Source organism: Kandleria sp., assembly GCF_017934775.1.
Classification (GTDB): domain Bacteria; phylum Bacillota_I; class Bacilli_A; order Erysipelotrichales; family Coprobacillaceae; genus Kandleria; species Kandleria vitulina.
Genome location: NZ_JAGBIX010000096.1, coordinates 17,353 through 29,026 on the forward strand (window position 1 = coordinate 17,353; position 11,674 = coordinate 29,026).

Here is an 11,674-nt window from a genome sequence, read left to right on the forward strand (position 1 = left end):
TAAGCCTTGAATAAGGATGGTACCGCGATTATAGTCGTTCCTTTTATAGGAACGACTTTTTTATTAGGAGGACACATGAAAAAATTAACAGGTAATCAAACTAGACAGATGTTCCTTGATTATTTTAAGTCTAAGGGGCATATGATTGAACCAGGTGCAAGCCTGATTCCTCACAATGATCCAACTTTACTTTGGATCAATGCTGGTGTAGCTGCATTAAAGAAATATTTCGATGGGACAGAAAAACCTGCCAGTCATCGTATTGCCAATGCACAGAAATCAATTCGTACTAATGATATTGAAAATGTAGGGAAGACAGCACGTCATCATACTTTCTTTGAAATGCTTGGTAACTTCTCAATTGGTGATTATTTTAAAAGAGAAGCTATTCATTTTGCTTGGGAATTCTTAACAGGTGAAGATTGGATTGCGATGGATAAAGATAAGCTTTATGTCACAGTCTATACTGATGATGAAGAAGCATATCGTATCTGGACTGAAGAATGTGGCGTAGATCCTAGCCATATGTGGAAGACTGCTGATAACTTCTGGGAAATCGGTGAAGGTCCTGGAGGTCCTGATAGTGAAATCTTCTATGATCGTGGAGAAGATTTTGACCCAGATCATATCGGATTAAGATTATTGCATGAAGATCTAGAAAATGATCGTTATGTAGAAGTATGGAATATCGTATTCTCACAGTTTGATTGTAATCCTGCCATTGATCGTAAGGAATACAAGGAATTGCCACACAAGAATATTGATACAGGTATGGGATTAGAAAGACTTGTTTCAATTATCCAGGGTGGAGAAACAAACTTTGATACAGATTTATTCTTGCCTTTAATTAGAGAAACAGAAAAATTAGCTAATGTTTCTTATGAAGAAAATAAGATGGCTTATAGAGTCATTGCTGACCATATCAGAACTGTTACTTTTGCATTAAGTGATGGAGCAATGTTTGATAAGGCTGGTAGAGGATATGTATTAAGACGTATCTTAAGAAGAGCTGTTCGTTATGGTAAAGCTATTGGTATTGAAGGAGCTTTCCTTTATGAATTAGTTGATACAGTTTCAGATATGATGAAAGAATTCTATGATTATCTTCCTTCTAAAGCTGAAATGGTTAAGGTTAGTGTCAAGAAAGAAGAAGAAGCATTTGCTAAAACATTGAACCAGGGTGAAAAGAGAATTCAGAACTTCATGAAGAAACATGAAGATGAAAAAGTCATTGATGGCAAGACAGCATTCATGCTTTATGATACATACGGATTCCCTTATGAATTAACAGTAGAAATCGCTGAAGAAAAAGGCTTCACTGTTGATGAAGAAGGATTCCATGAAGAAATGAAAGCTCAGCAGGAAAGAGCAAGAGCTGCTAGAGGAGATCTTGAATCATTTGCATCTCAGAAAGCAGATTTAATGGATTTTGAAGAACCATCTACATTCAATTATGATCCTTCACCAATTGATGGAAAAGTTATCGCTTTATTCAAGAATGGTGAAAAGGTTGAAGAAATTACTGATGAAGGTGAAATTATCTTTGATCAGACTACATTCTACGCTGAAATGGGTGGACAGGTTGCTGATAAGGGAACATTTGCTAATGATCATGTACAAGGTGAAGTTGTTAATGTTCTAAAGGCACCAAATGGTCAGCATCTTCATTATGTTAAAGTTAATGGAACAGTTAAAGTGGGAGATGTCTTCACTTTAGAAGTAGATACTCATAAACGTGTACTTATTGAAAATAACCATACAGCAACACATTTATTAGATGCTGCACTTAAAGAAATCTTAGGTGAACATGTGGCACAGGCTGGTTCTTATGTTGATGAAAAGGGATTACGTTTTGACTTTACACATCCTTCAAAGATGAGTGAAGAAGAAATCAAGAAAGTTGAAGAACTTGTCAACATGAAGATCTTCGCAGGTATTCCTGTAGAAATCTCTGAAATGAAAAAAGAAGATGCCTTAAAAGCAGGCGCTACTGCTTTATTTGATGAAAAGTATGGAGATGTTGTCAGAGTTGTAAAGGCTTCTGATTTCTCTGTTGAATTATGTGGTGGATGTCATGCTCCAAATACTGGAAGAATTGGTTTATTTAAAATCAATGTTGAATCATCAGTTGGTTCTGGTATCAGAAGAATTGAAGCTGTGACTTCATCAGAAGCTTATAAAGCAATGATGGCAGAAAAGGAAACTGTCAATGCTGTTGCAGCAACATTAAAATTAAAGAACCGTGCTCAGGTAGTAGAAAAGGTTGCAGATTTAGCAGATGAAAATGCGGCCTTAAGAAAAGAAATTGAAAAGTTAAATGGTCAGTTGAATGCTTTACAGGCTAAGTCTAAAGCAAGCGATGTTGAAGAAGTCAATGGTGTAAGATTCTTGTATGAACATGTAGAAAAGAATGCCAAAGATGCTAAACAGCTTGTCTTTGATTATAAGGATACATTAGGAAGTGGTGTTATCTTCTTAACAAGTACATTTGAAGATAAGAACTCTTACTTTGTTGGTGTAACTAAAGACTTAAATGAAAAAGGCATTAAAGCAGGGGACCTTGTTAAATCTATCAATGCGGTAATGAATGGCCGCGGTGGCGGAAAACCTGATATCGCTCAGGGTGGAGCACCTACTCTTGATGGTGTAAAAGAAGCTATTGAGCTTATTAAGAGTAACTTATAAGTCTACTTAATTGTAATTTGTTTATAATTGGTATAGAATATAAGAATAGAAACGGCTTACATTGATATAAAGGAGGTCTTCGTAGGATGAAAGATTTACAAAAGACGCAAGTTTTCAATTCGGCGGAGTTGAGAAAAGAAGCGATTCATAGCAATCTTGTGAGTGTAGCAAAAGCATTGGATGAAAGAGGATATAATGCGGTTCATCAGATTGCAGGATATTTAATTTCTAATGATCCAGCTTATATTTCTAGTCATCGTGGTGCACGTTCGATCATTCAGCAGATTGATCGAGATGTAATTATTGAAGAGCTCGTAAAATTCTATTTGGAGAATAAGTAATGGAAAGAATTTTAGGTTTAGATCTTGGATCAAGAACATGTGGCATTGCGGTAAGTGATTCATTAGGAATGCTTGCTCATGGTGTTGAAACATACCGTTTTTCTGAAGGGGCTTATAAGAAATGCGCTTATCGCGTTAAGGCTCTTGTGGAAGAATACGGTATTCATAAAATTGTATTAGGATTGCCTAAACATATGAATGGTGATTTGGGAGAACGTGCCCAGATCTCCATTCATTTTAAGGAAGTCCTAGAAAATATGATGGATGTTGAAGTTATCTTGGAAGATGAAAGATTGACAACTGTTATTGCAACAAACAATCTGATCTTTGGAGATGTTTCAAGAAAGAAAAGAAAAAAAGTAGTGGACAAGATGGCAGCTGTAGAGATTCTTCAGGGATATCTTGACCGTATAGGGAGACAATAATGAAAGATAATAAAATTACTGTCTATGACCAGTCTGGAGAGAAGAAGGAATTTGAAATCCTGTTTACTTACGATGATGAAGATTCATCTTCTCATTATGTTTTCTATTATGATGAAAATGATGAAGAACAGGTATTTGTATCTAAATATGATGAAGAAGGACATCTTTATCCTATTGAAGATCCAAAAGAATGGGATAAGACAGAAGAAATTCTTGATTCTTACCTTGCCAATGATGCAGTGGACGGTGAGTCCTGCGGTGGGGAAGACTGTGAATAAATATTATTAGTGAGGAGTAATATATGGGCCTATTTAATCGAACAAAAAAAGTAGATATATTTTTCGTTGGTTCAGAAGGAACTGAAATTGATAGAGGGATATATTCTTTTTACATAGATATTAATACAGGGGAAATTTTTAAGCGAAAATTTACAAAGGCACAGGCTAGTCCTTTGTCCATGCATAAACATGGTCGCTGGATGTATATCACATATCGAAATGGCTCAGGAAATCAGGTTGATGGAGGCATCTGGCAATATGCCTGCATGGATCTGCAGCTTGGTTTAGCTGCACGTGTTTCTCATGAGGGACATACATTCTTTAGTACAGCTGTAGACGGGGATAGAAAGTATCTCTATGGTGTTGATTATTACAACGGAGAAGTCGTTAAGTCACCAATCAAGAAGTCGAAAGTTGTAAATATTAAAGTTGTTGATGAATTAAAAGGAAAAGGCGTTGATCCTATTAAGCAGACAGAATCACATCCAACCTTTGTGTGTGTGACACCACAAAATAAGATTCTTGTTACCGATATGGGTGGCGATGAAGTGATTCTTTATGATCAAGGTGAAAACGGTGCTCTTATTAAAGATGAAGAATGTTCATTTAAAGTCAAAGATGGCAGTGGTCCTAGAAAAGTAGTCTACTCTTCAAGAGGACATCATGCTTATATGATCAATGAGATTTCAAGTATGATCAATGTCTATAAGATCAATGATGGAAAATATGAACTTATTCAAGAACAGCTTTCATATAAAGAAGATGAATGCAAACATGAAAATACACCAACTGATATTATTCTCTCAGAAAATGGCAAATATCTTTTTGTCAGCAACAAGGGTGATGATACTGTCGTTGTCTTTGCTGTTAACGAAGATGGCACAATCAAGCGCATTGACTGCATGGAAACTGATGCTGGTCCAATTGCGATGCTGATTTTTAAAGATCGTTGGCTTGTTGTTGCCTCTAAACAATCAGGAACAATTGAAAGCTTTGAAATAAGAGAAGGAGAACGTAATGGTGTCTTATATGAGACTCATTCAGCATTCTCACTTCATCAGCCTGTATGTATGGAAAAAGGCGCAGAGAATCAAAGTGTTGTTATGAATATGTTTAACTAGAAGGAAGTTATAGACTTCCTTTTTATAATGAAAGAGTTTTCTCTTGTATTTCTCGACGTAAAACCTTTCTTATCTAAATAAAATCCTATATAATGAGAAAAAGTGAGGAACGTTATGAAGAAAAAATTATTAGTAATATTAATTGCCATTCTACTTATTGTAGCTGGCGGATCATATATGTATATAGATGGTACAAGACATGCCATTTCATCAAAGAGTAAGGATGTTATTGTGAGTGTCGACTCTGGTGAAAGTGCAAGAACAGTACTATCTAAGCTTAATAAGCATAAGCTAGTTAGAAATATTACTGCTGCTAAAGTGTATCTTAAGTTAAAAAAGCCGTTGTTTAAGGCTAACACTTATAAACTTAATCAGAATATGTCATTTGTTAAGATGGTTTCTATCATGAAAGGAACACAGAAGCAATATATCATTAATGAGAAAGTTAAAGTGGGAGAAGGAACAACAATTCCGCAGGCAGCCAAAGCGGTAGCAACTTATTTAACGAAGGTGACAGGGAAGACTGTAACAGATCAGGATGTTATCGCAAAATGGAAAGATCAATCTTATCTTAAATCATTGATTTCATCTTATTGGTTCTTGACTGATGATATTCTTCAAAAAGATATTCTTTATCCATTAGAAGGATACTTCTATCCAGAAACATATTATTGTAATGAGAAGAATCCTACTATTGAAAGTGTCACTAAGAAATTCTTAGATGAAATGGATAAGAAGCTTACTCCATTAAAAAGCAAGATTGCAGCTTCAGGATATTCAGTGCATCAATTTTTAGCATTAACAAGTGTCGTTGAAAGAGAATCACTTTATGATAAAGATCAAGCAAAGATTGCAGGGGTATTTATCAACCGTCTTAATGCCAATAAGGCATTACAGAGCGACATCACTGTCAATTATGCCTTAGGTAGAACTGGCGTTAAGGTAAGTCATTCTATGCTTAAGGTGGATTCAAAATACAATACATACAAGTATAAAGGACTACCTATCGGTCCAATCTCAACAGTTCAGCTTAAGACTTTAAAAGCTGTACTAAATTATGAGAAATCAGATTATTACTATTTCTTCGCTAAGAAGGATGGTACTGTAATTTATTCTAAAACTTTTGAAGAACATCAGAAGGCAGTTAAGGAGAATAAGTGGTATTAAATGATATTTTTTGATGAATTAGAACAAAGTGCAAGAGAACGCAACATTCCTGTTATGCAAAAGGAAGGCATTCTCTTCTTGATTGAACAAATAAAAAAACATAAAGGACAGTCTTTATTGGAAATTGGTTCAGCGATTGGATACTCATCAATGATGATGGTATCCAACGTTGAAGGATTAAAAGTAGAAACAATTGAACGTAATGATGCATGCTACAAGGAAGCATGTGAACATATTAAAGCACATCATCTCGAAGATCGTATTACGATCTACCACGATGATGCGCTTCTCTTTGATGATCAGACATTAAAAAATGCACCTTACGATATTATCTTCATCGATGCTGCGAAAGCACAATATCGTAAATTTTTCGAGAAATATGTACCATATTTAAAAGATGATGGTGTAGTTATAGTGGACAATCTTGATTTTCATGGTATGATTCATCATGTTGATGAAATTGAAAACAGAAATACAAGAGCACTCGTTAGAAAAATTGGAAGATTTAGAAACTGGATCAGACATAATAGAGATTATGCAGTTGAGTATTTCGATGTAGGAGATGGTGTATGTTTGATTACTAAGAAAAAACATCAATTAAGAATGGCGTTACATCTGACACATAAAGATTACATTCATGACTTCAAGCAAATGGGTGTAGAAATGTTTATTGTGGCAGGTGATTTTAGTGCGTATTCTCCTGTAAAGTATACTTTAGATGAAATAGCTGAAATTAATGAACGTGTCAATGAGACTTATGTGATGGTCAATGGATTATATGATGAACATGAATTAAGTCGTTTATTCAAGTACATTGATGAACTTGCAAAACTTTCTATCAGAGGAATACTATTCCAGGATTTTGCAGTATTGCACTATGTGAAGAAGAAAAGATATGAATTTGATATGATGTATGCACCGATGACCCTTAATACCAACCATCGTACATTAAATGTACTTGGTGATCAGGGGGTATCAAGTGCCTGGGTATCAAAAGAAATTCCTTTAGAAGAACAGATTTCTATTAAGAAAAATACGCATATGCCAATTATGATTCAAGGTCATGGCGTACAGTATATGATGTCAAGCAAGAGACATCTGATCTCTACTTATGAGCAGGCTATTGATAGAAGTTTTAATAAAGATAATGTTATCTTACATGCTCGTGAAAGTGATTATGCGAGTCATATTTATGAAGATGAACGTGGAACAACTATTTATAGTGTAAATAAGCTTTATACATTAGATCTATTTGATCAGCTTGATGTATTTGACTATCTTTATATTGAAACAAACTATATGGACGTAAGCGAAGCTATTGAAGTGACACATATGTACAGCGATTGTCTTAAGACATATTATGATCAGGGGCTTGAAGTCTATGTGCATCATGTTAAAGAATATATGCCACTTCTTAAGAATGTGTCTTCTCCATTAGATCGTGGTTTCCTTCACGATAGTACATTGTATCGTTTAGAAGATGTCAAGAGGAGGGATCGCAATGGCTCTATGTAGAAGAGATGAAAATGGAAAACGTGTATTTATCAAGAAGCCAGAGCTTCTTGCTCCAGCAGGAAATCTTGAAAAATTAAAGACAGCGATTCTCTATGGAGCAGATGCTGTATTTGTAGGGGGAAAAGAGTTCTCTTTACGTTCAGCAGCATCAAACTTTACATTAGAAGATATTAAGGAAGCTGTTGAGTTTGCTAATGAACATGGAGCTGATATCCATGTGACTTGCAATATTATTCTTCATGAAGATAATCTAGAAGGATTAGAAGAATACTTATTGGCATTAGATGAAATTGGAGTTAAAGCGATCATTGTCGCTGATCCATATATCATGATGCTCGCTAAAGAGTTAGGTGTTAAGATGGAAGTGCATGTTTCAACGCAGATGTCTACATTGAATTCAGAAGCTATCAAGTTCTGGAAAGAACTAGGCATGGAACGTGTTGTATTTGGGCGTGAAACAGAATTTAAGGATCTTAAGGTTATCAGAAAAAAGATCCCAAACATTGATATGGAATACTTTGTTCATGGAGCAATGTGTATTGCCTATTCAGGAAGATGCATGCTTTCAAACTATTATTCAAGAAGAGATGCCAACCGCGGTGGCTGTTCACAGTCTTGTCGCTGGTATTATGATATCGAAGCTGATGGAGAAAGAATCAATCAGGAAGATGATATTCCTTTCTCAATGAGTTCAAAAGATATGGCACTTGTTCATCATATCGGTGAACTTATCGAAATTGGTGTGGATTCCTTCAAAATAGAAGGACGCATGAAATCTGTGCATTATATTGCGACAGTGGTATCGACATATCGAAAGCTGATTGATGCCTACTGTGCAGATCCTGATCATTTCAGAGATACATGGTATGAAAGTGAGCTAAACAAGGCTGCCAACCGTGCTTTTTGTGAAGGACTTTTTAATGGCAGACCAGATGCTAGCTATCAGCTTTTCAATCTTCGTGATGAACATCCAACACAGGAATTTGTCATGAGAGTACTTGATTATGATCAAGAAAAACATTTAGCTAAGATAGAACAAAGAAACTACTTTAAAGTAGGAGATACAGTAGAAATTTTCTCACCAAAGAGAGATAATTTCACATTTAAAGTAGAAAAAATCTATAATGAAGATAAAGAAGAAGTAGAAGTAGCCAATCATCCAATGGAAGTTCTCTATATTCCATTATCAGAGAATGTAGCCATGAATGATATGGGAAGGAAGGTTAAAAATGAACGATAAAGCAATCATTATTGGAATCGCAGGAGGAAGTGCTTCAGGTAAAACAAGTATTGCCGCAAAAGTCTATGAAGCATTTGAAGAAAAGCATCAGGTAGTTATTATCAAACAGGATGACTACTACAAAGATCAAAGCGATTTGCCAATGGAAGAGAGAGTAAAGACCAACTATGATCATCCATTAGCATTTGATACTGACTTGCTTGTTAAGCATCTAAAGATGCTTAAACAGAAAGTCGCAATCGAAAAACCAACATATGATTACACTCAGCATACAAGAAGCAATATTACAGAAGTTATCGAAGGAAAGGATGTTCTTATCCTTGAAGGTATCTTCGTATTAGCTGAAGAAGAAGTAAGAAAACAGTGTGATATTCTTGTTTATGTAGATACTGATGGAGATATCCGTTTCATCAGAAGATTAAGAAGAGACATGGAAGAAAGAGGACGTTCACTAGATTCAGTATGTGAACAGTATCTTAATACTGTAAGACCTATGCATGAGCAGTTTATTGAGCCTTCAAAGAAGTATGCTCATATCATTATTCCTAATGGTGGCAGCAATGTTGTTGCAATTGATTTGCTGATCACTAAAATTAGAAGTATTATTGAATAAATCAACTAAATATGATATATTAATTTACGCGTGAGGTGAAAAATATGGACAATAAAGTTATTTTAACTCAAGAAGGGTATAAAAAATTACAAGAAGAACGTGAACACTTAGTCAACGTTGATCGTGTTAAGAATAGAGAAGACTTAGTATTAGCAAGAAGTCAAGGGGATTTATCTGAAAACGCCGACTACGATGCAGCCAGAGATGAACAGGCTAGAATCGAAGGTCGTATCAAAGAAATCGATGACATGTTAATGCATGCAGAAGTTATCGATGAAGCTGATATGTCTAGTGACGTTGTTAGACTTGGTAATATCGTTACTATCTTAGATTTATCTGAAGAAAATGCTGAAGAAGAATCTTACAAGATCGTAGGTACAACTGAAACTGATCCTTTAAATGGTAAGATTTCTAATGAATCACCATTAGCAAAAGCTATTCTTGATCATGCTATTGGTGATGTTGTTACTGTTGCGGTTGCTAGCCCATATGATGTAAAAATCACTAATATTGAAATTGAAGGATAAGAAAGAACAATTGTTCTTTCTTTTTTTAAAAAGAAAGGTGGATAATGTATGAAAACACTCTTATTGCCTGTTTTATTGTACTTAGGTGCTCTTATTCTTTATACAGCAGCACTTATTAAAGGAACAATGCTTTTTATGCTTTATGGCAGCATATGTCTTGTTTTAGGAGCAGTGAGCATGTTCTTTATGCTTCATAATAAAAAATAATCTGGAGAACTTCTCCAGATTATTTTTAGTTTACAGATATTTTTTGACCATTGATCATATTCTGAATATATTGACGATGTTCATCAATACTATTCTCATCAGGAATCATATAATAAAGCGATGTATGAGGCATCAGATAGCCACCTAACATACGTTTTGAGTTACCTTCAAGAACAGTACTCATAATGTCCCATGATGGATGAGAAGCAATCTCTAGACGTAAAAGCTGCTTCATCTGATCAGAAGACATATTGGTCTGAATGGATGTCGAAAGAGCCTTCATGATTTCCGGATACTTCTTGATAAGCAGTGGAGAAGAAGACATCTTCTCAATAATAGCTTTCAAGACCGCCTGCTGGTTAGCAGCACGGTGAGAATCACCGTTGGTGTAAGTCTTTCTTTCTCTTGAGAATGCCAAGGCATAGCGCCCGTTCATAGTCTGCCATCCTTTCTTGATGGTAATGCCACGATCTGTCCATGGGACAAAGGTTTTATCGGAATAGATCTTAACGCCTCCGATGAGGTCAACGATCTTTGTAAGGGATGTGAAGCTGACGCGAGCGTAAAAGTCAATATTGATATCAAGTGTATTGATTAATGTTTTTTGTAGAGTATAGGTACCAAATAAAGCCGCATGGCATAATTTATCTTTATGACCTTGAGCATTGCTTAATGATACATAATAATCACGAGGAATGCTGGTCATCAGGATCTGATGTGTTTCTGGCTGAATTGTCACAAGCATATTGACATCAGAACGACAGGTTTCTGTTACACTCTTACGACTATCGACACCACTGATCAGTACTGTAAAAGCATTTTTAGAAATGTTTTTATTGGTAGAAGGGGTATCTTCTTCATCGTAGGTAAAGGATATCTTATCAACACAGTAGGCGTTGCGATTCCATCCAGTATAGTTGTTGGCGCATACTGTCTTATAGGCATCATTAATAAAGACCGCCTGAATCTCTCCACGGCGAAGAGATGAAAGCATGTCAAGAACAGTATCATAATCTTCCGTTTCACAATGGAGTTTATTTTTTATAATCTGCTTTGCTTTTGTATGTTCAGCCTCATCACCTAGAGTTAAGAGACCTACAGTCTGTCCTTGTAGCTTACCGATGCTGTTATAGCTGCCATCAATGACATATGTACGATAATTGGCAGTAGGATCAGATTTAGCCATTCCTGACAAGGCTGCATTCGCTACATTAAGGTAGGAAGAACTTATGACTAGGAAAAAAGAAAGCACAAGGGATAAGATGATTCCCGTCAATTGACGAAAAGCTTTTCTTTTTTCCTTCTTTTTTGGATAAATAATCTTATGTACAAGTCCTAATAATATAATAAGTAGAACTGCAAGAAGAAGCTGATAGAACCAAGGTAAAAAAGCAATCTTAAGAGAAGTGAACATGATCAATAGCGAAGCAATGAACTGAGCTGCTAAGATCAAGGACCCCTTTTTGAATTTTGCATGTTTCTTTTTTTTCATTTAATCATCTCCTGTAGGGTCTATTATAACCTTTCTTTATAAAGGTGCAAACAAAAAAAGATA

The 11,674-nt window shown here is 35.5% G+C and carries 12 protein-coding genes and 1 other annotated feature (1 of these 13 cut by a window edge); of the genes, 11 read left to right on the plus strand and 1 reads right to left on the minus strand.

Features of this window, described 5'->3' with window-relative positions:
- Positions 1-45 (plus strand) — a binding site (T-box leader); it begins 149 nt to the left of the window's first position.
- A 30-nt stretch (positions 46-75) separates the two neighbouring features.
- The 11 genes from alaS (at position 76) to J6L95_RS10225 (ending at position 10,119) form a co-directional block, all read left to right on the plus strand.
- Positions 76-2,685, plus strand: a complete 2,610-nt coding sequence (gene alaS, locus J6L95_RS10175) for an alanine--tRNA ligase (protein ID WP_287459059.1) — start codon at positions 76-78, stop codon at positions 2,683-2,685.
- A gap of 86 nt (positions 2,686-2,771) precedes the next feature.
- Positions 2,772-3,026: an IreB family regulatory phosphoprotein gene (locus tag J6L95_RS10180; protein ID WP_029070714.1), complete on the plus strand. Its 255-nt coding sequence runs from the start codon at positions 2,772-2,774 to the stop codon at positions 3,024-3,026.
- A complete protein-coding gene (gene ruvX / locus J6L95_RS10185) occupies positions 3,026-3,451 on the plus strand; it encodes a Holliday junction resolvase RuvX (protein WP_029070715.1) in 426 nt (141 codons plus the stop codon). Before J6L95_RS10180 ends, ruvX begins: the two co-directional genes overlap by 1 nt.
- Entirely contained in the window at positions 3,451-3,729 is a 279-nt protein-coding gene (locus J6L95_RS10190) for a DUF1292 domain-containing protein (RefSeq protein ID WP_031588543.1), read from the plus strand. The genes ruvX and J6L95_RS10190 overlap by 1 nt, the downstream gene beginning before the upstream one ends.
- Before the next feature lie 23 nt (positions 3,730-3,752).
- On the plus strand, positions 3,753-4,850 hold the full coding sequence (locus J6L95_RS10195) for a lactonase family protein (protein ID WP_287459060.1): 1,098 nt from the start codon (positions 3,753-3,755) through the stop codon (positions 4,848-4,850).
- 114 nt (positions 4,851-4,964) lie between these two features.
- Positions 4,965-6,017, plus strand: coding sequence for an endolytic transglycosylase MltG (mltG, locus tag J6L95_RS10200; RefSeq protein ID WP_287459061.1), 1,053 nt, complete (start codon positions 4,965-4,967; stop codon positions 6,015-6,017).
- Positions 6,018-7,532: a U32 family peptidase gene (locus J6L95_RS10205; protein ID WP_238588073.1), complete on the plus strand. Its 1,515-nt coding sequence runs from the start codon at positions 6,018-6,020 to the stop codon at positions 7,530-7,532.
- Positions 7,519-8,772, plus strand: a complete 1,254-nt coding sequence (locus J6L95_RS10210; protein ID WP_029070718.1) for a peptidase U32 family protein — start codon at positions 7,519-7,521, stop codon at positions 8,770-8,772. The genes J6L95_RS10205 and J6L95_RS10210 overlap by 14 nt, the downstream gene beginning before the upstream one ends.
- Positions 8,762-9,385, plus strand: a complete 624-nt coding sequence (gene udk / locus J6L95_RS10215; protein ID WP_287459063.1) for a uridine kinase — start codon at positions 8,762-8,764, stop codon at positions 9,383-9,385. Before J6L95_RS10210 ends, udk begins: the two co-directional genes overlap by 11 nt.
- Before the next feature lie 44 nt (positions 9,386-9,429).
- On the plus strand, positions 9,430-9,912 hold the full coding sequence (gene greA / locus J6L95_RS10220; protein ID WP_029070720.1) for a transcription elongation factor GreA: 483 nt from the start codon (positions 9,430-9,432) through the stop codon (positions 9,910-9,912).
- A gap of 48 nt (positions 9,913-9,960) precedes the next feature.
- The gene (locus J6L95_RS10225) at positions 9,961-10,119 is read left to right on the plus strand and encodes a hypothetical protein (RefSeq protein ID WP_180365690.1); all 159 of its coding nucleotides are present in this window, start codon (positions 9,961-9,963) and stop codon (positions 10,117-10,119) included.
- Positions 10,120-10,144: 25 nt separating this feature from the next.
- Here the strand turns inward: J6L95_RS10225 and J6L95_RS10230 are convergent, their stop codons facing one another.
- The gene (locus tag J6L95_RS10230) at positions 10,145-11,611 is read right to left on the minus strand and encodes an LCP family protein (protein WP_287459065.1); all 1,467 of its coding nucleotides are present in this window, start codon (positions 11,609-11,611) and stop codon (positions 10,145-10,147) included.
- Positions 11,612-11,674: the final 63 nt, after the last annotated feature.

Excerpts from the sequence above, each read along its gene's own strand:
- alaS (WP_287459059.1), top strand. The coding sequence starts at position 76 with ATGAAAAAATTAACAGGTAATCAAACTAGACAGATGTTCCTTGATTAT.
- J6L95_RS10180 (WP_029070714.1), top strand. The coding sequence starts at position 2,772 with ATGAAAGATTTACAAAAGACGCAAGTTTTCAATTCGGCGGAGTTGAGA.
- ruvX (WP_029070715.1), top strand. The coding sequence starts at position 3,026 with ATGGAAAGAATTTTAGGTTTAGATCTTGGATCAAGAACATGTGGCATT.
- J6L95_RS10190 (WP_031588543.1), top strand. The coding sequence starts at position 3,451 with ATGAAAGATAATAAAATTACTGTCTATGACCAGTCTGGAGAGAAGAAG.
- J6L95_RS10195 (WP_287459060.1), top strand. The coding sequence starts at position 3,753 with ATGGGCCTATTTAATCGAACAAAAAAAGTAGATATATTTTTCGTTGGT.
- mltG (WP_287459061.1), top strand. The coding sequence starts at position 4,965 with ATGAAGAAAAAATTATTAGTAATATTAATTGCCATTCTACTTATTGTA.
- J6L95_RS10205 (WP_238588073.1), top strand. The coding sequence starts at position 6,018 with ATGATATTTTTTGATGAATTAGAACAAAGTGCAAGAGAACGCAACATT.
- J6L95_RS10210 (WP_029070718.1), top strand. The coding sequence starts at position 7,519 with ATGGCTCTATGTAGAAGAGATGAAAATGGAAAACGTGTATTTATCAAG.
- udk (WP_287459063.1), top strand. The coding sequence starts at position 8,762 with ATGAACGATAAAGCAATCATTATTGGAATCGCAGGAGGAAGTGCTTCA.
- greA (WP_029070720.1), top strand. The coding sequence starts at position 9,430 with ATGGACAATAAAGTTATTTTAACTCAAGAAGGGTATAAAAAATTACAA.
- J6L95_RS10225 (WP_180365690.1), top strand. The coding sequence starts at position 9,961 with ATGAAAACACTCTTATTGCCTGTTTTATTGTACTTAGGTGCTCTTATT.
- J6L95_RS10230 (WP_287459065.1), bottom strand. The coding sequence starts at position 11,611 with ATGAAAAAAAAGAAACATGCAAAATTCAAAAAGGGGTCCTTGATCTTA.